14 protein-coding genes, 1 tRNA gene and 2 pseudogenes are annotated in these 23,129 nt (G+C 72.6%); 15 read left to right on the top strand and 2 right to left on the bottom strand.

Going from position 1 to position 23,129, the window contains the following annotated elements; genetic code table 11:
- From AAH979_RS38390 to AAH979_RS38320, 15 genes and pseudogenes are all read left to right on the top strand, one after another.
- Entirely contained in the window at positions 1-1,740 is a 1,740-nt protein-coding gene (locus AAH979_RS38390; protein WP_346263023.1) for a lipid II flippase MurJ, read from the top strand.
- A 44-nt stretch (positions 1,741-1,784) separates the two neighbouring features.
- Positions 1,785-2,885, top strand: a pseudogene (locus AAH979_RS38385) (glycosyltransferase family 4 protein); the annotation flags it as partial.
- 164 nt (positions 2,886-3,049) lie between these two features.
- Positions 3,050-5,473: a hypothetical protein gene (locus AAH979_RS38380; RefSeq protein ID WP_346263022.1), complete on the top strand. Its 2,424-nt coding sequence runs from the start codon at positions 3,050-3,052 to the stop codon at positions 5,471-5,473.
- Between the two features lie 146 nt (positions 5,474-5,619).
- Positions 5,620-7,293 (top strand): annotated as a pseudogene (locus AAH979_RS38375) (CTP synthase); the annotation flags it as partial.
- A gap of 315 nt (positions 7,294-7,608) precedes the next feature.
- Complete coding sequence (locus tag AAH979_RS38370) at positions 7,609-8,217, top strand: NUDIX hydrolase (protein WP_346263021.1); 609 nt, start codon at positions 7,609-7,611, stop codon at positions 8,215-8,217.
- A gap of 220 nt (positions 8,218-8,437) precedes the next feature.
- Positions 8,438-9,553 carry an alanine dehydrogenase gene (gene ald / locus AAH979_RS38365; RefSeq protein ID WP_346263020.1) on the top strand — a complete coding sequence of 372 codons (1,116 nt, stop codon included), beginning with the start codon at positions 8,438-8,440 and terminating at the stop codon, positions 9,551-9,553.
- A gap of 130 nt (positions 9,554-9,683) precedes the next feature.
- Positions 9,684-10,676: a site-specific tyrosine recombinase XerD gene (locus AAH979_RS38360; RefSeq protein ID WP_346263034.1), complete on the top strand. Its 993-nt coding sequence runs from the start codon at positions 9,684-9,686 to the stop codon at positions 10,674-10,676.
- Positions 10,677-10,922: 246 nt separating this feature from the next.
- A complete protein-coding gene (locus AAH979_RS38355; protein WP_278062609.1) occupies positions 10,923-11,852 on the top strand; it encodes an AAA family ATPase in 930 nt (309 codons plus the stop codon).
- 239 nt (positions 11,853-12,091) lie between these two features.
- Complete coding sequence (locus tag AAH979_RS38350; protein ID WP_346263033.1) at positions 12,092-13,126, top strand: ScpA family protein; 1,035 nt, start codon at positions 12,092-12,094, stop codon at positions 13,124-13,126.
- A gap of 383 nt (positions 13,127-13,509) precedes the next feature.
- On the top strand, positions 13,510-14,391 hold the full coding sequence (gene scpB / locus AAH979_RS38345; RefSeq protein ID WP_346263032.1) for an SMC-Scp complex subunit ScpB: 882 nt from the start codon (positions 13,510-13,512) through the stop codon (positions 14,389-14,391).
- Entirely contained in the window at positions 14,378-15,127 is a 750-nt protein-coding gene (locus AAH979_RS38340) for a pseudouridine synthase (RefSeq protein WP_346263019.1), read from the top strand. The genes scpB and AAH979_RS38340 overlap by 14 nt, the downstream gene beginning before the upstream one ends.
- Positions 15,128-15,406: 279 nt before the next feature.
- On the top strand, positions 15,407-16,090 hold the full coding sequence (gene cmk / locus AAH979_RS38335; RefSeq protein ID WP_346263018.1) for a (d)CMP kinase: 684 nt from the start codon (positions 15,407-15,409) through the stop codon (positions 16,088-16,090).
- Between the two features lie 130 nt (positions 16,091-16,220).
- A complete protein-coding gene (gene der, locus AAH979_RS38330; protein ID WP_346263031.1) occupies positions 16,221-17,600 on the top strand; it encodes a ribosome biogenesis GTPase Der in 1,380 nt (459 codons plus the stop codon).
- A gap of 245 nt (positions 17,601-17,845) precedes the next feature.
- A tRNA-Pro gene (locus AAH979_RS38325) sits at positions 17,846-17,919 on the top strand.
- 113 nt (positions 17,920-18,032) lie between these two features.
- On the top strand, positions 18,033-18,992 hold the full coding sequence (locus AAH979_RS38320) for a tyrosine-type recombinase/integrase (RefSeq protein WP_346263017.1): 960 nt from the start codon (positions 18,033-18,035) through the stop codon (positions 18,990-18,992).
- A gap of 949 nt (positions 18,993-19,941) precedes the next feature.
- On the opposite strand, the gene AAH979_RS38315 is transcribed toward AAH979_RS38320, so the two are convergent.
- Complete coding sequence (locus AAH979_RS38315; protein WP_346263016.1) at positions 19,942-20,895, bottom strand: tyrosine-type recombinase/integrase; 954 nt, start codon at positions 20,893-20,895, stop codon at positions 19,942-19,944.
- Positions 20,896-21,561: 666 nt separating this feature from the next.
- Positions 21,562-22,410: a hypothetical protein gene (locus tag AAH979_RS38310; RefSeq protein WP_346263015.1), complete on the bottom strand. Its 849-nt coding sequence runs from the start codon at positions 22,408-22,410 to the stop codon at positions 21,562-21,564.
- Between the last annotated feature and the right edge of the window lie 719 nt (positions 22,411-23,129).

Raw genomic sequence — 23,129 nt, 5'->3', positions numbered from 1 at the left:
GTGGGCAGGCCGGCACCCCTGGTCGGCGCCGGGCGGGTGGCCGGCGCCGCCGCGCTGATCGCCGTACTCACCGTGGCCAGTCGACTGGCCGGGTTCGGGCGTACCGGGGTCTTCACCTGGATGATGGGCGACTCCAGCGACCTCGGCGGCATGTACGTGGTGGCGAACAGCGTCCCGAACATCGTCTTCGAGATCGTCGCCGGTGGGGCACTGGCGAGTCTCGTCGTACCGCTGCTGGCCGGTGCGGTCGCCGCGGGTGACCGGGCGGCGGTGTCGGCGACCACCGGGGCGCTGCTCACCTGGACGGTGAGCCTGCTGGTGCCGCTGGCGGTCGCGGTGGCGCTGCTCGCCGAACCGATCGTCGGGCTGATCTCGGACCACCGCAGCACCGCCGAGATCGAGGCCGGCGCGCGGATGCTCCGGGTCTTCGCCCCGCAACTGCCGCTGTACGGGATCGGCATCGTGCTGACCGGGGTGCTCCAGTCGTACCGGCGGTTCGCCTGGCCGGTGATCGCGCCGCTGCTGTCCAGCGTGACGGTGATCGGGGTCTACCTGGCGTTCGCCGCGGTCGAGGGAGTGCGGCCCACCATCGCCGGAGTCGGGCGGGACGGCGAGCTGATCCTCTCCGCCGGCACCACCCTCGGCGTCGTGGTGCTCTCGCTGTCGCTGATCGTCCCGGTGCGCCGGCTGCACCTGCGACCCCGGTTCGGGTACGCGTTCTCCGCCGACGCCCGGGCCAGGATCGGCGGGCTCGCCCTGGCCGGGGCGGTGACGGTGATCGGCCAGCAGGTCGCCCTGCTGGTCAGCCTGCGTCAGCTCAGCGGCGGGCCGACCGGTGCGGAGGTGGTGTTCAACCTTGCCCAGACGGTGTACCTACTGCCCTGGGCGGTGCTCGCCGTCCCGCTCGCGGTCGCGGCGTACCCGAACCTGGCCGCCGCGCACGCCGCCGGGGACGAGCCGGGATACCGCGCCACGCTGGCCCCGACCGCCCGCCGGGTGCTGCTGTTCAGCTGCCTCGGCACGGCGGCGCTGATCGGCACCGCCGAACCGGTGGCCCGGTTCTTCTGGCCGGGCAACGGGCCGGCCCAGGTGGCCGCCGTCGCCGGGTTCGCACCGGGCCTGCTCGGCTACGGGCTCTTCGCGGTGCTCACCCGGGCCCTGTACGCGCGCGGTGCCGCCCGGCCGGCGGCCACCGCCACCCTGGCCGGCTGGCTCGTCGTGCCGTTCGCCGCCGTGGGGCTCTCCGCCGCCTTCCCGGTTGACTATCGGGTGTTCGCGGTCGCGGTGGCGAACTCGGTCGGCATGCTGGTGTTGGGGGTGCTGCTGGTGGTCGCGGTCCGGCGCAGCGCCGGTCCGGCCGCGTTGACCGGATTTACCAGGTCAGCGCTGGTCGGACTGCTCGCCGGAGCGGTCGCGGCGGTGGTCGGCGCGCTGTGTGCGCACCGGTTGCCCGGCTTCGGGGGTGGTACCCCGGCGCGAGTCGACGCACTCGTGCAGGGCATGCTGTCCGGAGTCGCCGTGGGCGCCGCTTTCGTCGCGGTCGCCTATCCGCTGGACCGGCACGACGTTCGGCCGCTGCTGGCGACCCTGCGCGGACGGCTGCGCGGTGTGCTGGCCCTGACCCACCGGGGCGGGCCGGCGGCATCGCGGCGGCGGGACGGGACGGAGACGGATCGCGGGGACCGGCCGGACGCGGCCGACCCGGGCGAGGACGACGGGAAGGAGCGGGTGTCGCGGTGAGCGAGCTTGGGCCGGCTCGACCGGGGGACCGCGCCGAACCGGACATGCCGGGACCGACGGCCACCGTCGGGCGGGCCGGCGCGGTGGCCCTGGTGCTCGCCTCCAGCACCGGCGGCGTGGGTCAACACGTCGCCTCGCTCGCCCGGGGCCTGGTCGGGGCCGGAATGGCGGTCACCGTCTGCGGTCCGGCCGCGACCCAGGAGCAGTTCGACTTCACCGCCGCCGGTGCCCGGTTCGTACCGGTGGAGATCCCGGCCAGCCCCACCCCGGCCGACGCGCGGGCGGTCACGGCGCTGCGCCGGGCGCTGGCCGGAACGGTCGACGTGGTGCACGCGCACGGCCTGCGGGCCGGCCTGGTGGCGGTGCTCGCCCGCCCGTCCGCTCCGGTCGTGGTGACCTGGCACAACGCCGTACTCGCCAGCGGGCTGCGCGGGCGGCTCTCCCGGCTGGCCGAGCGGATCGTCGCCCGGCGGGCCCGGGTCAGCCTCGGCGCCTCCGCCGACCTGGTCGAGCGGGCCGCCGCGCTCGGCGCCCGGGACGCCCGGCTCGCCCCGGTCGCCGCCCCCACCCTGCCGGCGCCCCGCCGCAGCCGCTCGGCGGTGCGGGCCGAGTTCGGCGTCGCCCCGGAGCAGCCGCTGATCCTCTCGGTCGGCCGGCTGCACCCGCAGAAGCGGTACGACGTGCTGGTTGACGCCGCCGCCCGGTGGCGCGACCTGGATCCGCCGCCGGTGGTGGTGATCGCCGGCAGCGGCCCGAGCTATCTGCAACTGGCCGCGCGGATCTCGACCGCCCGGGCCCCGGTGACGCTGCTCGGGCACCGGACCGACGTGGCCGACCTGCTGGCCGGAGCCGACCTGGCCGTGGTGACCAGCGACTGGGAGGCGCGGCAGCTCTTCGCCCAGGAGGCGTTGCGGGCCGGAGTACCGCTGGTGGCGACCGCCGTCGGCGGCGTGCCCGAACTGGTCGGCGAGGCGGCCGTACTGATCCCGCCCGGTGACGTGGACGCGGTGGACGAGGCGGTCCGGGCACTGCTCGGCGATCCCGGCCGCCGAGCCGCACTGGGCGAACTGACCACCGTACGGGCCGCCCAGTGGCCGACCGAGGCGGAGACCGTCGCCGCCGTCGCCGCGCTCTACGCCGAACTCGGCGCGAACCGGTCCACCCCCGCCGGGCCGGAGAGCCCGGCGGCGGATTCCGCAGATCCGGGGCCGGCCGGGCACGGCGCGGCACCGGAGGGGCCCGACCGGACTGGGGGCGGCCGGCCGCCCTCCGCCGGGCGGGGGACCGGGTCGTCGGCGGGGCGCGGCTGATGCTGCGCCGGTTGGTGCCCGTGCTGTTGACCGCGGCGGTGGTGGCTCTCGGGGTCGCCGCGCTCGTCGTCCGGCCAGCCACCCGGACGCCGGAACAGACCGTCGACTACGTGCTGCTGGCCGGGGTACCGGGGCTGCGCTGGGATGACGTCGATCCGCAGCACACCCCCACGCTGTGGCGGATGGCCGAGCACGGTGCCATCGGCTCGCTGTCGGTGCGGTCGGCCCGGCAACCGACCTGCCCCGTCGACGGCTGGCAGACCCTCGGCGCCGGCAACTTCGCCGCCTGGGACGGTACGGTCGTCGCCGAGCAGTGCCCGGAGTTGGATCTCACCGTCGAGCGGCCGGACGGGATCAGCGCCAACCTTCCCGACCAGCGGGCGACGGTCACCTACAACCAGGACAAGCTGCGCTGGGGCACCATGCCCGGGGCGCTGGCCGAATCGGTCCGCTGCACCGTCGCGGTCGGGCCGGGCGCCGCGGTCGCCGCGGCCCGGCCGTTCGGCCGGGTCGACCGGTACGCGGCGGAACTGCCGCCCGATCCGACGGAGCTGCTCTCCCGCTGCGTACTCAGCATCGTCGATCTCGGCACCGTCAGCGGCGACGACCCCGCCGTCCGGGCCGCCGCCGCCCGCCGCGCCGACGCCATCCTGGCCCGGGTGCTGGCGGCCCGGCCCGAACGGTCCCTGGTGATGGTGGCCGGCGTCGCCGACACCGACCGGTCATCCCGGCTGCACGTCGCGGTGGCGGACGGCCCGGGCTGGGGACGCGGCTGGCTGACCTCGCGCAGTACCGGCCGGGACGGCTACCTGCAACTGGTCGACCTGGCGCCCACGGCGCTGGCGGCGCTGGGCCGCCCCGCACCCGAGCGACTCTTCATCGGCCAGCCGGCGGTGGTGGTCGACGGCCGCCCGGCCGACCTGCGCACGGCGATCGCGGCGCCCGCCGACGCGGACCGGGAGGCCCGGGCCCAGCAGCAGGTGGCCGAGTGGTTCTTCCTGCTGCTGGCCGGGCTTCAGTGCCTGCTCGCGGTCGCCGTACTGCCACTGCTGCGCCGGGCGCGGCGCGACGCCGGGCCGTCCGGACCCGCCCCGGTGCCCCGGCAGGTGGTCGCGACGGTCGAGGTACTGCTCATCGGCGCCGCCCTGGCGATCCCGGCCGCGCTCGTCGCGGACGCCGTTCCGTGGTGGCGGGGCGAGCACGCCGGCGTCTACTTCGGGCTGGTCACCGCGGTGGTGCTCGGCCTGGCCACCGCGGCGGTGCGGCTCGCCCGGGCGTACCAGCGCACCCTCTGGCCGCTGGGCAGCGTGGCGGCGCTGGCCGCGCTGGTCGTCGGTGCGGACGTGGTCACCGGGGCGCGCCTGCAACTCAACGGGGTGACCGGATACTCGGCCCTGGAGGGCGGCCGGTACGCCGGCGTCGGCGTCGTCGGGCTCGGGGTCTTCATCGCCGGCAGCCTGCTCTCGGCGGCCTGGCTGGCCCAGCGGGTACGCCGTAGCTGGCGGCCGGCCGTGGTGGTGCTGGTCGGCGTGCTCGGGGTGATCGTGGTGGGCAGCCCCTACCTCGGCGCCGACGCGGTGGGCGCGGTCGCGCTGACCGCCGGGGTGAGCATCGCCGCCGCGATCAGTACCGGCGGCTGGCTCACCCTGGGCCGACTCGCCTGGGCCGCCATCGCCGGTCTGGCCGTGACCATCGGGTTCGTCGTGATGGACCTGCGGCAGCCGCTCGACCAGCGGGGCAGCCTCGGCCGCTTCCTCACCGCCGTCGGCGACGGCACCAGCGGGCTGACCGTGCACCGCTCCGGCGCGGCGAACCTGGCTGCGCTGGCCGGAAGCCCGCTCACCGTCCTCGCGCTGGTCGGCGCGGTGCTGGTGTGGTTCGCCCTGCTCCGTCCGTGGGGCGGGCTCAAGCGGCTGTTCGGGATCTATCCCGCGATGCGGGGCGGAATGGCCGGTATTCCGGTTGCGGCGGTGATCGCCGGCCTACTCGGCGGGTCCGCCCTCAACGTCGCGGGTGCGGCGGCGGCGCTGGCCGTGCCGATGGCCGCCCTGGCCGCGTTGCGGGTGCTGGACCACGCCACCGACCGGACCATGCCGGCCACCGGCCCCTGCCCGGACGACGGGCCCGGCTCGACCCCGCCGACCGCCGGCACGGATCCGGCACCCGACCGCGAGGTCGGCGCCCCCCAGGCGTCCGTCACGGCGTGCAGCGGGACCGACCCGGTCGGAGAGTCGGGGCCCGACTCCCGGCCGAGCGACGCCACCGCGTCGGCCTCGGGCGGTGCCACCTCGAAGGTGTCGGCGGGTACCACCGCGTCGGCCTCGGGCGGTGTTACCGCGAGCGGGAGCAGCGCCGCCGAGCGGCCGGCCAGTGCCGCGGAATCCGGGCCGGCACAGCCGTCGGCCGAGGTACCGGCCGGCTGACCGGCGCCGGGCCTGCGGCGGAACCGGGTGCCCCCGGCGGACCGGGCGAGGTTGGTGTTACCGTGGAATCCCGTGGATCGCGTGGATCACTTCGTTGATCCGACACCGGTTCGCACGACCGCGACAGACGACCACGGGAGCAGGCCTTGGCCCCTTCAGTACGGACGACCAGGCACATTTTCGTCACCGGTGGGGTTGCCTCCTCACTCGGTAAGGGCCTGACCGCCTCCAGCCTCGGAAACCTCCTCACGGCACGGGGCCTTCGGGTCGTGATGCAGAAGCTCGACCCCTACCTGAACGTCGACCCCGGCACCATGAACCCGTTCCAGCACGGTGAGGTCTTCGTCACCGACGACGGCGCCGAGACCGACCTCGACGTCGGGCACTACGAGCGGTTCCTCGACCGCGCGCTTTCCGGCAAGGCGAACGTCACCACCGGGCAGATCTACTCCGAGGTGATCGCGAAGGAGCGCCGGGGCGAGTACCTCGGGGACACCGTGCAGGTGATCCCGCACATCACCAACGAGATCAAGGCCCGGATCCTGGCCATGGCCGATCCAGACGAGGACGGCCGTACCCCGGACGTGGTGATCACCGAGGTCGGCGGCACGGTCGGCGACATCGAGTCGCTGCCGTTCCTGGAGGCGATCCGGCAGGTCCGGCACGACCTGGGCCGGGACAACTGCTTCTACCTGCACGTGTCGCTGGTGCCGTACCTGGCGCCGTCGGGGGAGCTGAAGACCAAGCCGACCCAGCACTCGGTCGCCCAACTGCGCAACATCGGTATCCAGCCGGACGCTATCGTCTGCCGCTCGGACCGGGAGATCCCGGACAAGCTCAAGCACAAGCTGTCGCTCTACTGCGACGTCGACCGGGAGGCGGTGATCGCCGCCCCGGACGCGCCGAGCATCTACGACATCCCGAAGGTGCTGCACCGGGAGGGCCTGGACGCGTACGTGGTGCGCCGGCTCGGGCTGTCGTTCCGGGACGTCGACTGGCAGAGCTGGGACGACCTGCTGGAGCGGGTGCACCACCCGCACCACACCGTCCGGGTCGCGCTGGTCGGCAAGTACGTCGACCTGCCCGACGCGTACCTGTCGGTGAGCGAGGCGATCCGGGCCGCCGGGTTCGGCCACCGGGCCCGGGTGGAGTTGCACTGGGTGCCGAGTGACGAGTGTGTCACCGCCTCCGGCGCGGCGGCCGCGCTGGCCGGTGTCGACGGCATCGTCATCCCCGGCGGGTTCGGGGTACGCGGCATCGAGGGCAAGATCGGCGCCGCCCGGTACGCCCGGGAGAACGCCATCCCGATCCTCGGCCTCTGCCTCGGCCTCCAGTGCATGACCATCGAGGTGGCCCGGCACCTGGCCGGGCTGGACGGCGCCAACTCGCTGGAGTTCGACGAGAAGGCCCGGCACCCGGTGATCGCCACCATGGCAGACCAGGAGGACATCGTCGCCGGCCGGGGTGACCTGGGCGGCACCATGCGGCTGGGCGCGTACCCGGCGCGGCTGACCGAGGGCTCGCTGGTCGCGCAGGCGTACGGGGACACCGAGGTCAGCGAGCGGCACCGGCACCGGTACGAGGTGAACAACGCCTACCGGGACGCGCTGACCAAGGCGGGCCTGCACATCTCCGGTACCTCACCGGACGGCCGGCTGGTCGAGTTCGTCGAACTGGACCGGTCGCTGCACCCGTTCTTCGTGGCGACCCAGGCGCATCCGGAGCTGAAGAGCCGGCCGACCCGGCCGCACCCGCTGTTCGCCGGGTTCGTCGGTGCGGTCGTCGCGTACTCGTCGGCGGACCAGCTCCCGGTGGAGCTGGCACCGGGGGCCGGTGCCGCGTCGACCGGCACCGGGGTTTCCGGTGCGGGGGCCGGCGCTGCCACGCTGGCCGCGGAGCGGTCCGAGCTGGCGGACCTCGCCGAGCCGGAGGGGTCCGCCGGACACAACGGGCAGGTCCGGTCGGCGAAGGCGGGTTCGTCGTCGTGACCGGTGCTCCGGCCGGCACGGCGGTGCCGGCGTGCACCCGTCGAGGCGTGGCGGTGCCGGCGTGCATCCGTCGAGGTGTGGTGGTGCCGGCGTGAACGCGTCGGAGTGCGGTGCTGGCGTGCAGGGTCGAGGGGCGGCGGTGCGGGCGTGAACGGTCGGGCCGACGGGCACGGCTACGAGGTGCGCGAGCGACGGGAACAGTTCCGGGGCAAGGTCTTCTCGGTGGTCACCGACCAGGTGGCGATGCCGGGCGGCCGGGTGGTGCCCCGGGACTACGTACGGCACGTCGGGGCGGTCGGGGTGCTCGCCCTGGACGAGCGGGGGCGGGCGGTGCTGATCCGGCAGTACCGCCACCCGCTGCGCCGGGTGATCTGGGAACTGCCCGCCGGGCTGACCGACGTCGCGGGTGAGGCGCTGCCGGCGGGTGCGCTGCGGGAGCTGGCCGAGGAGGCGGATCTCGTCGCCGGCCGGCTCGATCTGCTGGTGGACGTGCACTCCTCGCCGGGGTACTCGGACGAGCTGATCCGGATCTTCCTGGCCCGGGAACTCTCCGAGGTGCCGCCCGAGCAGCGGCACGAGCGGCGCGACGAGGAGGCCGGGCTGGAGGTGATCCGGGTCGACCTGGACGAGGCGGTCTCGATGGTCCTGGCGGGTGAGATCACCAACGTGGCCTGTGTCGCCGGGGTGCTGGCGGCGGCCCGCTCCCGGGACCGGGGCTGGGCCGGACTCCGCCCCGCCGACTCGCCGCTGCCCTGACCACCGCCACCGCCACCGCCCAAATGGCCCGGCCGGTTCGCCGGATCAGCGTGGCTGACATACCGTCAAGGTTGCCGGTTACCCGCTGTCACAATGCTGGCTGCCGGAGCGCCGCCCCGGTCCTAGACTTCCGCGGGCGGGACGGTGGACGCGGTGGCAACGGAGCCACCGCGCGTCGCGCGGCCGGGGCCGGTAGCCCCCGGAGAGAGGTGTCGGAATCGTGAAGGTCGGAATTCCGCGCGAGGTCAAGAACCGCGAGTACCGGGTGGCCATCACCCCGGCCGGGGTGCACGAGTTCGTCCGTGCCGGCCACCAGGTGTACGTGGAGACCGGCGCCGGAGCCGGGTCGTCCATCACCGACGCCGAGTTCGCCGCCGCCGGGGCCACGATCCTGGGCGACGCCGACGAGGTGTGGGGCGTCGCCGAACTGGTGCTGAAGGTCAAGGAGCCGGTCGCCGAGGAGTACCACCGGATGCGCGAGGGGCAGGTGCTCTTCACCTACCTGCACCTGGCCGCCTCGAAGGCGTGCACCGACGCGCTGCTCGACCGGAAGGTGGTCGGGATCGCGTACGAGACCGTCGAGCTGCCCGACCGGTCGCTGCCGCTGCTCGCCCCGATGTCCGAGGTCGCCGGCCGGCTCGCCCCGCAGGTGGGTGCGTACCACCTGATGCGCTCCGGCGGCGGGCGCGGCGTGCTGATGGGCGGCGTCTCCGGGGTGTACGCCGCCAAGACCGTGGTGATCGGGGCCGGGGTCTCCGGCCGGAACGCCGCCGCGATCGCGCTCGGCCTGCAGGCCGAGGTGCTGCTGCTGGACCGGGCGGTCGGCCAGCTCCGCCAGGCCGACGCCATCTACCGGGGCCACCTGCAGACGGTGGCGTCGAACACCTACGAGATCGAGCGGGCCGTGCTCGACGCCGACCTGGTGATCGGCGCGGTGCTGGTGCCGGGTGCCAAGGCGCCGACGCTGATCAGCAACGAACTGGTCTCCCGGATGAAGTCGGGCAGCGTGCTGGTGGACATCTCGATCGACCAGGGCGGTTGCTTCGAGGACTCCCGGCCGACCACCCACGACGACCCGGTCTACCCGGTGCACAACTCGCTGTTCTACTGCGTGGCGAACATGCCCGGTGCGGTGCCGCACACCAGCACGTACGCGCTGACCAACGTCACCCTGCCGTACGCCCTCGAACTGGCCAACCACGGCTGGCGGGAGGCGCTGCGCCGCGACCCGGCGCTCGCGCTCGGGCTGAACACCCACGCCGGCCAGGTCACCTACGGCCCGGTCGCCGACGCGCACGGAATGGCCACCCTGCCGCTGGCGGACGTCCTCGGATGAGCCGCCCGGGACCGGCGCTGTGGCCCGGTGGCGCTGCGGCGTTGTGGCCCGGTGGCGCCGCGGCGTTGTGGCCCGGTGGCGCCGCGGCGCCGGGGGTGGGCGCCGCCGCGCGGGGCGGCCGGGGGCCGGCCTGACCGCGCCGCCGCAGCCGGCCGGTGACGGGCCCGAACCGTCGCCGGCACTGCGCCGTGCCGTGCGCGGCTACCTCGACCACCTCACCGTCGAGCGCGGGCTGTCGGCGAACACGCTCAGCTCGTACCGCCGGGATCTGGAACGGTATCTGGCGACGCTGGCCGCCGGCGGCGTCGAGGACCTGGCGGCGGTCGGGCCGGCCGAGATCGCCGCGCACGTGGCCCGGCTGCGGGCCGGGGCGGACGGCCACCCGCCGCTGGCGGCGGCGTCCGCGGCCCGGGCCGCCAGCGCGGTCCGCGGCCTGCACCGGTTCGCGGTCCGGGAGGGCCTGGTCGGCCACGACGCGAGCCGGGACGTACGCCCGCCGGTCCCGCCCCGGCGGCTGCCCCGGGCGCTGGACGTCACCGAGGTGGTCACGTTGCTGGAGACGGCCGGATCGGTCGACGCGACCGGGCCCCGGGCCGCGTTGTCGCTGCGGGACCGGGCCCTGCTGGAATTCCTGTACGGCACCGGCGCGCGGATCTCCGAGGCGGTCGGCGCGGCGATCGACGACCTCGACCTGACCGACGGCTCGGTGCTGCTGCACGGCAAGGGCGGCCGGAGTCGGCTGGTACCGGTCGGCGGATACGCCGCCGAGGCGGTGCGGGCCTACCTGGTCCGGGCCCGGCCGACCCTGGCCGCCGCCGGACGGGGCGTGCCGACGGTCTTCCTCAACGCCCGGGGTGGCCCGCTGTCGCGGCAGAGCGCCTGGACCATCCTGCGCCGCGCCGCCGCCCGGGCCGGACTGCCGGTGGACGGGCCGCGCGCGGTCTCCCCGCACACGCTGCGGCACTCGTACGCCACCCACCTGCTCGACGGCGGCGCCGACGTACGGGTGGTGCAGGAGCTGCTCGGGCACGCCTCGGTGACCACCACCCAGGTGTACACGTTGGTCACCGTGGACCGGCTCCGCGAGGTGTACGCCACCGCGCATCCCCGGGCACGCGGCTGACCCGGGCGATCCCGGCCGCCCCGCCGGCGGGGTACTGTCGGGCGGCGGGTGCGATCCCGGTCAGGTCGTGGCGGTCGGCGGCCGGTTCGACACGCCGAGACGGTGCCCACTACGGTGCTGCGACGTGGCGTAGAGTCGGGATCTGGCGCGGCCTCGTGAGGCGGCAATCGAGGTTCGCGGCGGCGCCGCACAGGACACCGTTCGGCTCCGACGCCGGGCAGTCGTCGGGAGGGGGCGTACGAGGACATGGCTGGAAACGCTGACCGTGCCGAGGCGTGGACCTCAAGCCTGCGCGAGCAGCAGTCCGCCCTGGATCTCGGTGCCGAGTTGGGGCCGGCCGACCCGGCCGCGTACACGATCCGCAAGCCGATCCCCGAGCCGATGCCGACCGACCAGCACGGGCCGGCCCGGATCATCGCGATGGCCAACCAGAAGGGCGGGGTGGGCAAGACCACCACGACCATCAACCTCGGCGCGGCACTGGCCGAATACGGCCGCCGCGTGCTGCTGGTCGACTTCGACCCGCAGGGGGCGCTCTCGGTCGGCCTGGGCGTCAACCCGCACAACCTCGACCTGTCGGTCTACAACCTGCTGATGCAGGACGACGTCACCGCCGAGGACGTGCTGATCAAGACGGATGTCGCCGGGCTGCACCTGCTGCCGGCCAACATCGACCTCTCGGCCGCCGAGATCCAGCTCGTCAACGAGGTCGCCCGGGAGATGGCACTGGCCCGGGTGCTGAAGTCGATCCGTAAGGAATACGACTACGTCCTGATCGACTGCCAGCCCTCGCTGGGCCTGCTCGCCATCAACGCCCTCACCGTGGCCGACGGCGTGCTCATCCCGCTGGAGTGCGAGTTCTTCAGCCTCCGTGGCGTGGCCCTGCTGCTGGACACCATCGACAAGGTTCGCGAGCGGCTCAACTTCGACCTGGAGTTGGAGGGCATCCTCGCCACCATGTACGACAGCCGCACCACGCACTGTCGTCAGGTGCTCCAGCGGGTGGTGGAGGCGTTCGGCGACAAGGTCTACCAGACCGTGATCACCAAGACGGTCAAGTTCCCCGAGTCCACGGTCGCGGGTGCGCCGATCACCACGCTGGATCCGGCCTCCTCCGGAGCCCGCAACTACCGCCAGCTCGCCCGAGAGGTGATCGCCGCGCAGGCGGAGCGGTAGCCAGGTGGGTGGTTCCGGCCGACCTCGGCCGGCAGTCTCGCGTTTCGTCTGTCCGGGCCCGGGTCGGTGCCCGCCGTGTCGAGGATCATCGGGTGAGTGACGGTACCGGAGCGACGCTGATGGCTGACGGTCCGGAACCGGTGGACTACGGTCGTCGGGTGAGTTCCCCGCCCACCTCCCCGGCCGCGCCGGACCCGCGGCCGCCCGCGTCGGATCCACCGTTGCCCCCGTCCGACCCGCTGGCGGCCGTGACGGTCGGTACCGACGGGTCCCCGGTCGCCGCCGACCGGGACGCGCTCGCGGCCACCGGTCAGGACGCGGTCCCGGCAGACCCGACCGCCGAGCCGGCGCACGCCGAGGCCGAGGCGGTGGGGGGCTTCACCGTACGGCTGGCGAACTTCACCGGTCCCTTCGACCTGCTGCTCCAGCTCATCGGCAAGCACAAGCTCGATGTGACCGAGGTCGCGCTGCACCGGGTCACCGACGAGTTCATCGCGTACATCCGGGCGATGGGGGACGACTGGGACCTGGACGAGGCGAGCGAGTTCCTCGTCGTCGCCGCGACCCTGCTCGACCTCAAGGCCGCCCGGCTGCTGCCGGCCGCCCAGGTGGAGGACGAGGAGGACCTGGCCCTGCTGGAGGCCCGGGACCTGCTCTTCGCCCGGCTGTTGCAGTACAAGGCGTTCAAGGAGGCATCCGGGCACATCGCCGAGCTGGAGGCGGTCGGCTCCCGCCGCTACCCCCGGGCCGTCGCCCTGGAACCGCGGTACGCCGAGGCGCTGCCGGACCTGGTGCTCGGGATCGGGGTAGACCGGCTCGCCGCGCTGGCGGTCAAGGCGATGACCCCGAAGAAGGCGCCGGTGGTCTCCATCGACCACGTGCACATGGTCCGGGTGAGTGTCCGGGAACACGCCGCGCTGCTGCGCGACCGGCTCCGCCGGGCCGGTGTAGCTACCTTCCGGGTACTCTGCGCGGATTGCGAATCCACCCTTGAGGTGGTCGCCCGGTTCCTGGCCCTGCTGGAGCTGTACCGGGAGGGGCTGGTCGGGTTCGCCCAGGTGGAGGCGCTCGGCGAGCTGACCGTACGGTGGACCGGTCCCGAGGACGGCGGCGCCGAACTCGACATCGACGAGTACGCGGGCGCGCCGGCACCACCGGAGCGTCCGGCCGGCGGGGACGAACCGGCGGTACCGGCGGAGAGTGGCACCGGACCGGACCGGACCGAGCCGGACGGGATGGCGGCCGGGGACAAGACGCAGGAGGAAACGCGGTGACCAGCGAAAAACGGCCTGACTCGCTGGCCGAGCAGGCGGCGGCCTGGGTGCCACCGTGGGAACGGCCGGCCGGGCCCGCGTCGCCGCAGCCCCCGGCCGAGACCCCCGATTCTCCGGCTGAGGGTGCGGCTGAGGATTCCTTCAGCGAGTCGCAGGACCGCTCGGTCGAGGCCGCCGGCTCCCGGATCGAGGCCGCCGGCTCCCTGGGCGAAGGCCCGGGCTCGGAGGGCGAGGCGCCGGGTGCGCCGGTGGCAGAGCAGGACATGCCGGTCGAGGGCTCAGGCTCGGTTGCGCAGCGTCAGCAGGTCCCGGCCCGGGAGGTCGGCGAGGAGCCGGCCGCGTCGCCGGTTGTCCGGGAGACGGCCGGGGCATCGGCCGAGCAGTTGGGTACACCGCTGTCGGATCACGTCGACCCGGCCGGTCGGGCGGTCGCCGGAGAGCCGCCGGTGGACCAGTGGGACGCGGGCGAACCACCGACCACCGGAGGGGACGCCGTGCCGTACCCCGCCGCCGAGCCGACCGCCGTCACGCACCCCGCCGACGAAGACGTTGCGGTTGCGGAGCAGGCCGGGCGGACGCCCGGGGTCGAGGAACGCGGTGCCGGGCCGGACGAGGCGGTGGGGGTACCCGAGGATGCCAATCCGGACGCGGCCGGCGAGCCGGCGGCGGCGCCGGTGCCGGGCGGGGCTGGCCGGCGGGCCACGGCGCTGGCGCTGATCGACGATGACGAGCTGCGCGGCGCCCTGGAGGCCATCCTGCTGGTGGTGGACGAGCCGGTCACGGAGATCCTGCTGGCGCAGGTGCTGGAGCAGCCGACCGAGCGGATCTCGGCCATGCTGGAGAGGTTGTCCGCCGGCTACACGGCGGCCGGGCACGGCTTCGAGCTGCGCCGGGCCGCGGGTGGCTGGCGGCTCTACACCCGGCCGGAATACGCGACCTACGTCGAGCGGTTCGTGCTGGACGGGCAGTCCGTCCGGCTGACCCAGGCGGCGCTGGAGACCCTCGCCGTGGTCGCCTACAAGCAGCCGGTGACCCGGTCGCGGATCTCGGCCATCCGGGGTGTCAACTGCGACGGGGTGATCCGTACCCTGGTCACTCGCGGTCTGGTGGAGGAGTGCGGCACCGAGCCGGAGAGCGGAGCGTTCCTGTACCGGACCACGACGCTGTTCCTGGAGAAACTCGGGCTGGACACCGTAGCCCAGTTGCCCCCACTGGCCCCGTTCCTGCCCGACGACGTGGAAGAGATAGCCGATGCCCCGCGATGACAATTCCGACGCTCCCGGCGTGGAGCGCCTGCAGAAGGTGCTCGCCGCGGCCGGCGTCGGCTCCCGGCGTGCCTGCGAGGACCTGATCTTCCGGCGCCGGGTCACCGTCGACGGGCGGGTCGCGCAGCTCGGCGACAAGGTCGACCCCGCCACCGCCGTCATCTACGTCGACGGTGAGCGGCTCGTCACCGATACCCGGCTGGTCTACCTGGCCATGAACAAGCCGCGCGGCGTGGTGTCGACGATGGCGGACGAGAAGGGCCGCACCGCGCTGGCAGACTTCCTCGGCCGAGTGGAGGAACGGGTCTACCACGTCGGTCGACTCGACGCCGACAGCGAGGGACTGCTGCTGCTGACCAACGACGGCACGCTGGCGCACCGGCTGATGCACCCGTCGTACGGGGTGCCGAAGACCTATCTGTGCGAGGTGGCGGGGCCGCTGTCCCGCAGTGCCGGCCGGCGGTTGAAGGCCGGGGTCGAGCTGTCCGACGGGGTGGCCCGGGTGGACGAGTTCCGCTTGGTGGACACGTTGGGACGTACCGCCCAGGTGGAGCTGACCCTGCACGAAGGGCGCAAGCACATCGTCCGGCGGCTGCTCGAGGAGGTCGGACACCCGGTGTCCCGGCTGGTGCGTACGGCCATCGGTCCGATCCGGCTCGGGGATCTGCGGCCCGGGCGTACCCGCCGGTTGACCAACGCCGAGGTCGCCGCGCTCTTCAAGGCAGTCGGTGACTGACCTCGGCCGGGCCTGACCGCAGCCGGGCCTGACTGCGGCCGGGCCTGACCTCGGCCGGACGCGGTTGCCCGGCCGCCGCCGGCGACGGGGGTCCGGGGCGGTTGCCGGCCGGCCTGCCGGAGGTGACCGTGCGCTGGGCCGCCGCCTCCGATGTCGGGCGCGGGCCGGTCCGGCGGACGGGGCATGATGGACAGCGACACGCGGCGCCGCCACGGCCGGCTGCCCGCGGAACTCGGCAGTGCCGGGCGTATCGCCCAGGGGATCGGTGGAGGAGGAACGGTGGCGGAAAAGGTACGGACCGGGCGATGTGTGGTTGCCGTGGACGGCCCGTCCGGTTCGGGGAAGTCCACCGTCTCCCGCCGGCTGGCCGGCGCGCTCGGCGCGCGCTACCTCGACACCGGGGCGATGTATCGGGCCGTCACCTGGGCGGTGCTGCGCTCCGGGGTCGACCCGCAGGACGCCGAGGCGGTCGCCAAGGTGGCGGGGGAGACCGACCTGAAGATCGGGGTGGACCCGGAGGCGCCGAGCGTGACCGCCGACGGCATTGCCGTCGACCGGGAGATCCGGGGCCCGGAGGTGACCGCCGCAGTCTCCGCGGTGTCGGCCGTGCCCGCGGTACGGGAACTGCTCGTCGCGCAGCAGCGTGAAATGATCGAGGCGGCCGGCCGGATCGTGGTCGAGGGCCGGGACATCGGCTCTGTGGTGGCGCCCGGCGCCGATCTCAAGGTCTACCTCACCGCCTCGGCCGAGGCGCGGGCGCTGCGGCGCAGCGTGGAGAACGCCGCCGACCTCACCGCCACCGCCGCCGACCTGGCCCGGCGGGACCGCCTCGACTCCACCCGGGCCGCGGACCCGCTGCGGCAGGCCCCGGACGCGGTGGTGCTGGACACCACCGCACTGGGCGTCGACGAGGTGGTCGCGCGGCTGCGTGACCTGCTCACCGAGCGGCGGCCGGGCCAGTGAGCCGATGGATCGGCGGGATCGGTGCGGTAGTGGACGACCGGGGTAGTACCCGGTGGGGCGATGCCATCGGGATCTTCCCCGGTGATGCAGTAGAGGAGGCGGCGTGAACGCGGGGGACGGTTGGGTCGAGCTGCGGGAGCCGGACGTCGTCGACGAGGCCGAGCCGACCGGTCCGGTGCCGGTGGTGGCGGTGGTCGGGCGACCCAACGTCGGCAAGTCGACGCTGGTGAACCGGATCATCGGCCGCCGGCAGGCGGTGGTGGAGGACACCCCGGGGGTGACCCGGGACCGGGTCCCGTACGACGCGCAGTGGTCGGGGCGGCAGTTCACGGTGGTCGACACCGGCGGTTGGGAGCCGGACGCGAGGGACCGGGCCGCCGCCATCGCCGGGCAGGCCGAGAACGCCGTCGCCACGGCCGACGTCGTGCTGTTCGTGGTCGACGCGACGGTCGGGGCCACCGACGTCGACGAGGCCGCCGTACGCATGCTCCGGCGCAGTGCCAAGCCCGTGCTACTGGTCGCCAACAAGGCCGACAACACGGCCGTGGAGATCGAGGCGACCTCGCTGTGGTCGCTCGGACTGGGCGAGCCACGGCCGGTCTCCGCGCTGCACGGCCGGGGCTCCGGCGACCTGCTCGACGCGATCCTTGAGGCGCTGCCCGACGCGCCGCCGGTCACCGAGGCGGGCCCGCGCGGGCCCCGCCGGGTGGCCCTGGTCGGCCGCCCCAACGTCGGCAAGTCCAGCCTGCTCAACCGGCTCGCCAAGGAGGAGCGGGCGGTGGTCGACTCGGTCGCCGGCACCACCGTCGACCCGGTGGACAGCCTGGTCGAGATCGGCGGCGAGGTCTGGCAACTGGTGGACACCGCCGGGCTGCGTAAGCGGGTCGGCAAGGCCAGCGGTACGGAGTACTACGCGAGCCTGCGTACCGCTGCGGCGATCGAGGCGGCCGAGGTGGCGGTGGTGCTGCTCGACGCCAGCGAGCCGATCAGCGAGCAGGATCAGCGGATCCTCACCACGGTCACCGAGACCGGCCGGGCCCTGGTGATCGCCTTCAACAAGTGGGACCTGGTCGACGCGGATCGCCGCTACTACCTGGACAAGGAGATCGAGCGCGAGCTGCGTCGAATTCCCTGGGCGATCCGGATCAACGTCTCGGCCAAGACCGGGCGGGCGGTGGACAAGCTCGCCCCGGCGTTGCGTACCGCGCTGGCCAGCTGGGAGACCCGGATCCCGACCGGGCAGCTCAACCAGTGGCTGACCGCGCTGGTGCAGGCGACGCCGCACCCGGTGCGGGGCGGCCGGGCGCCGCGGGTGCTCTTCGCCACCCAGGCCGGTACCTGCCCTCCGCGGTTCGTGCTCTTCACCACCGGCCCGCTCGACGCCGGCTACCAGCGGTTCGTCGAACGCAAGCTCCGCGAGGAGTTCGGCTTCGAGGGCAGCCCGGTGGAGGTGTCGGTACGCCCCCGCAAGAAAATCGGTGCCGGCGGGCGCGGCAAGCCGCACGGCTGAGCCTCGCCGCAGGTTCGCTGTTGTCTCGCGGGGCCCGTCCTCGTTGTGCCCGCTTCGCCGGGGACCGGCCGCGACGATCCCGCTCTGTGGCTCCTGGTAATGACCTATCTTCCTAGGATGCGCTAGGGGTTGTGGTGGGGGCGTAACGGGACGGGTTCGGGCGCCGGAGGGCGGTAGGCCGTTGCGCGTACGAAAGGGTGCTGCGCTACGCTGTACCGGCTGTCGCACGGTACGCCGGGCGGGAGCGGGACGTGGCGCAGTTTGGTAGCGCACTTGACTGGGGGTCAAGGGGTCGTCGGTTCGAATCCGGCCGTCCCGACAGCGAGAGGGTTTCCGCAGGTCAGAGACTTGCGGGAGCCCTCTTTTTATAGCTCGGCATGAATGCCCGGTCTAGCACGCCGCTGTTGGACTCCTTGACTCGGGCAGGTTGCCATGCCACTACTGGATCTTCACAAGCTCACCGCCGGCATGTCGCGGGGCTGGGCCGGGTTCCTACGAGACTGGGACCGGTCACTGCGCGCCGGGAACTACCCACAGACCACCCGCTACAACTATCTACTCGCCGCAGCCCAACTCGGCCGCTATCTCGGGGAGTACTCCCCGGATCCGGACGCCGAGGACGCGGCCGATGATCCGTGCGCGGTGACACGGGCCCATGTGGAGGCGTTCCAGGGCTGGATGATCGAGACCAGGTCCGCGTCGACCGCGCTGAACAAGCACAAGGGACTGCAGCAGTTCTTGAAGTGGCTGCTCGTCGACGAGCAGGCCATCGACCGCTCGCCGATGGAACGGGTCCGGCAGCCGAAGACACCGCGGAAGCTGATCCCGGTCATGCGTGACGCGGACACCGGCAAGCTCCTCGACGCGTGCAAGGGAAAGGGGTTCGCCAACCTTCGCGACGAGGCGTTGATCCGGTTGTACTGCAACACCGGTGCCCGCCTGTCCGAGGTCGGCAACCTCCTCGTCACGGACGTGGACCTGAACACCGAGTCGGTGCACTTTCACGGCAAGGGCGCCAAGGACCGGCGGGTCCGGTTCGGTCCCAAGACCGCCCGGGCGCTGAGCCGGTACCTGCGGGCCCGGGACAAGCACAAGGGCGCCGCATTGCCGAATTTGTGGCTGGCCAGCCGTGGCGCCGCACCCTTGACTCCGAACGGGATCAAGATCCTGCTCAAGCGGCTGGGCAAGGCGGCCGGAGTACCGGACGTGCACGCCCACCGGTGGCGACACAACTTCGCCCACGAGTGGAAGCGCGCCGGGGGAGACACAGGAGATCTGATGCTCTTGCTGGGCTGGACATCGGAGGACATGCCCCGTCACTACGGCGCTAGCGCCGCCGCCGAACGGGCACAGGAAACCCAAGCCCGACTGGGAATCGGCGAACGCGTCTAGAGGTCGGGGCTGCCGCACCTGGCTGGCGTCGATGACGGGCCCGATGAGCGGGTGCGGTAGCCCGCATTCCGCCCCCGCTCCGGCCAATCTTCCGGCCGGAGCCGGCAGCCGACTACGCGGGGGCCCTCCCCCCCGTCCCAGCCGGGGGGCGGGGGAGTAGCCGGGGCCGGGTAGCAGGCTCGAATCCCCGGGTACCGGTGAGGAGATGGTGGTGGGCTGCCCGTCGGGCGGTGGCCGGGCTGAGTCTGGTCCGGGCCGGCGGCCGGCCCGGCCGGCTCGGATACGTCCAGTGCCGCTCCACCAGACGGCGGTGCCGGGCCAGCAGCGTGGTCGGGGTGACAATCCGGTGCACACGCAGTGCGCGCGGGCAGCAACCGCGTCAGCGCGGACAGCACGATCCGATCCGGCCAGGACGGCCTCGCCCCACCGATCTGGTGGCCGTAACACGGCGACTTCACGCCGTAGCACCAGCAACTCCGCCGTGTTGACGGCGTCGCTCCGCGCGAGGAGCGCGAGCCAGCCGAACATTCGAACCATGATCAGATACGGCAACAACATCACGAACCGATCGTGTCGCAGCCAGGCGAAGCCCCAGTTCATAGCCCATGCGTCTAATTTCGGCAGTGACACGACCTCCGCGCAATCAAGGGTCCTGCGATCGGGCCCGGCGGCGGCGTGCCGCCGCCGAGCGTTCAGCCAGTTGCAGCATGTACGCCGTGCGTGCGTGTTTGGCCATGGCGGCGCGGACTTCGTCGGGCAGCCTGCGGTCGGGTCGACCTGGCGCTCAAACCGCTCGAGGAACGCCTTGGTGCCGGAGGACGTGCGAGCCGTACGGTCGCTGGTGTTGGCCCAGGACGCATGTGCGGCGATGCGGGCGCGGCGGCGGCGCTGCGGCGGGGTGAAGCCCGTCCCTCCTCCACGCCCGCCTGTCTGCGGCTCCTTCTCGCGGTCAGTCACGCTCACCGATTCCCATCCGGGCTTGCACCTCCTGGGCCCGCTCGGCGGCAGCGCTAGCGCCGTAGTGACGCGGCATGTCCTCGGACGTCCAGCCGAGCACCAGCATCAAATCACCGGTGTCTCCTCCGGCCAGCTTCCATTCGTGTGCGTAGGTGTGCCGCCAGCGGTGGGCGTGCACGCCATCGACCCCGGCGCGCAGACCCCGCCGTTTGAGCATGAGCTTGATGCCGTTGGCGGTCAGCGGCTGCGCGCCACGTACCGCCAGCCACAGGTCGGGTAGCCCGAAGCCCTTGTGGCCGCCGCGGGCGCGCAGGTAGCGGCTGACCGCCCGAGCGGTCTTTGGCCCGAGCCGAACCCGTCGGTCCTTGGCACCCTTGCCGTGGTAGCGCACTGTATCGAGCGACAGGTCGACATCGTCGGTGTCCACCTTCGCCACCTCGGACAGCCGCGCTCCGGTGTTGGCCAGCAGCCGGATGATCGCCTCGTCGCGGACGTGGACGAAGTCCTTGCCTTTGCACGTGTCGAGCAGCTTCTTGGTGTCCTCGTCCCGGATGATCGGGATGAGTCGCTTCGGTGTCTTGGGTTGCCGCACCCGCAGCATGGGTGACTGGTCCATTTCCTCCTCGTCGACCGTGAGCCACTTGAAGAACTGCTGGAGGGCCTTGTGCTTGTTCAGCGCCGTGGCCGGCGACCGGGTCGCGATCATCCACGCTTGGAAGTCCTCGACGTGCCGCCGAGTCACGGCCGTCGGCGTGCCTGCTGCCTCCCCCGCCTGCCGTTGGCTGTCGTCGGCGAGGTACCGGCCCAGTTGCGCAACGGCGAGGAGGTAGTTGTAGCGCGTCGTCGACGGGTAGTTCCCCGACCGCAGTGACCGGTCCCAGTCGGTGAGGAACGTCGCCCACGCTGGCGGCAGACCCGTCGCCAGCGTGGTGGGATCCCGGTTCATGGCCACGTACCCTGCGGCGTCGGCACCGGGCGCCGATGCTGGTGCGTGGAGCGGGGCGGAGCCATCGGAGCAAACCGCCCACCAGGCGAGTTGATCGGAGGATCATGACGGCCCTGGTCGTCGCCGATATCACCGGCGATGCTCACCGACCGTCTGGCCAGAGTGATCAATGCCGCCGCGCTTTGCAGCGCGACCAGTTTGCGGTACGGCGTGGTGCGTGTGCGCCGGCCTGGCACTACCGAATTCGTCTTCACGACCACCAAAGGCCCGCGAACCAGCGCCGCTGCCACGGTCAGAAGGAGTTGGGCACCCAACAACCACCCAACAGCCAGGCAGATTACACAGTCGGTTACCCAACAACTTCGCAGGGTCTACCCAACCCATCCCGCAGGGCTACCCAACGCGGCCACGACGTGACCGACACGGCAGAGGTTTGCTGCCCGAACGAACAGTCTCCGCACATGTTTACCTTGTCGCCCGCAGGCGCCACCCTGGCCACCATTGACGGCAACCTGCCCACCGGCCAGGCCACGACACTACCCGTCGGACACCACGGATGGCCTCAGGGAAAACCCGACAGGGCGGTGCCGGCTAATGACTCCGGGCCCTCCCCATTCTGTGGGAGAGGCCCGGATTGCGCTGTTGGGTACTCGGGATTGCACGACGTCAGCCCGTGATCAGCGTCGGATCGCCGGAAGGTTCCTCCACCAGGCCGAGGTAGCCGGCCGGTAGCAGGCGTCGTCGCACCGGTGGCAGACCGCAGTCCTGAGGAGGTAGCGCGGACAGACCCGCCTTTAAGCAGTAGGCAGCAGCGGTTGCGGTTAGCGGGTCCGGTCCAGCCAGGAGGAGCTGACGCAGGTTTGTGCCGGTCAGCCCGTCGGGAGGATCTCCTATTCTGCGGCGATTGTTAATCTCCCAGGGATTTCGCCACAGCGTAGGGTCATCGATCCGACGGACGAAGGTCTCGACCAACCGCGGCCACCCAGTCGACAGCCACCAGCGCCAGTTGAAGACCGCGCCACGGCAGGCGAGAAGCAGGAGGATCTTACCCAAACCTCTGACGGCCGCGCTGTCGGCCCACGCCGAACAGCACAGCTCGACGTGCGTCCGGAGTCTGGTGAGTTCCACTGCGTCCGGTGCAAGATCGATCAGCCGCCGCCCGTCCGGAAGCATTCGGTCCGGATCCGCCAGCGTCTGGAAGACCCTTCTGAACGGATCGCTGCCTGCGTACAGGTACGACTGCTGATCGCGGAGGACGCTGCGGACCAGCCGAGTGGCAGCCGCGCTGGCGCGCATCATCTCCCCATCGCTGATGCGCCGAAACCGGACCGAATGCCAATCCTCGACCGGGCCATCTCGCCATGCCATCCGAGTCACCGCCACCGCCGCAAGATCGCTGACCCGTTCGCCGTCATCCGGGTCGAAGCCGAGCTGCGTGCAGGCGCTTCGCAGCACACCAGGATCTACATCCAGGGAGTCGCGCGGCCGGGCCGCGGCCGGCTTGACCGAGTTCAACCTGACCGTTTCGGTGATGGCCAGCGAATCGCCCGCCTTGTCGCAGGTTCGAGTCCTGCCGGGGGCACATTTTCGGACATAACGGCCCTCGCGGCTAAACTCCCTGGTCAGGTCCTTGCTCGGCAGGCGAGGAATTGTCGCAGGTCCTGCAGTTGAGCCGTCGGGTCGTTGACGTTTGGACAGGTCAGCGAGTTGAGGACTTGTCGCAGGTGCGTGTCACCCCCGCTTCGTAGGACAGCGAAGGCGCGTTCGGATGTCCCGGTACGACGAGGCGTGCGCCGAAGTCGGGCAGTGGGCTGCGAATTCGTGTCCGGTTCGCTGCGGGGGTTCGTTAGCGAGCGCCTTTCCGGCGACCTGCAACCAGGTGCCGCCCGCTGTACCGCAGGTGGCTGAGGTTCGGGGGTTGCGGGGCTTGCTGTGGTTCTCGCACCCTGGCTAGCGGTGGCATCCGCGTCCGAGGAGGGCGTCGAGGGGCGGTGTCACGGGTCGAGTTGGCGGTCGGGAGGTGCGACGCGTCGGCGAGTGAGGGGCCGTACCAGGGCATCGCGGGTTGTCACGGGTTCGAGTTGTGCTCATGATGCTCGCCCGCCGTCCCACGGTTGGAACCCCTCGGGCCATGGCACGCTACGCCTTGGAAGCCCTGAGCCATAGCCAGATCAAGGTGGGCATCTACCGCGGATCAGAACGACAACCGCTTGCTCCTCGGCGACGATCGCTGA

The sequence above is a fragment of the Plantactinospora sp. ZYX-F-223 genome, from assembly GCF_039649625.1.
GTDB lineage: Bacteria > Actinomycetota > Actinomycetes > Mycobacteriales > Micromonosporaceae > Plantactinospora.
The sequence above is the reverse complement of the archived record's forward strand: the minus strand, read 5'-3'. Positions and strand labels throughout refer to the sequence as shown.

What these genes read in the sequence shown, in the direction of transcription:
- AAH979_RS38380 (WP_346263022.1), top strand. Translation starts at nt 3,050, where the DNA reads ATGCTGCGCCGGTTGGTGCCCGTGCTGTTGACCGCGGCGGTGGTGGCT.
- AAH979_RS38355 (WP_278062609.1), top strand. Translation starts at nt 10,923, where the DNA reads ATGGCTGGAAACGCTGACCGTGCCGAGGCGTGGACCTCAAGCCTGCGC.
- AAH979_RS38340 (WP_346263019.1), top strand. Translation starts at nt 14,378, where the DNA reads ATGCCCCGCGATGACAATTCCGACGCTCCCGGCGTGGAGCGCCTGCAG.
- AAH979_RS38320 (WP_346263017.1), top strand. Translation starts at nt 18,033, where the DNA reads ATGCCACTACTGGATCTTCACAAGCTCACCGCCGGCATGTCGCGGGGC.
- AAH979_RS38315 (WP_346263016.1), bottom strand. Translation starts at nt 20,895, where the DNA reads ATGAACCGGGATCCCACCACGCTGGCGACGGGTCTGCCGCCAGCGTGG.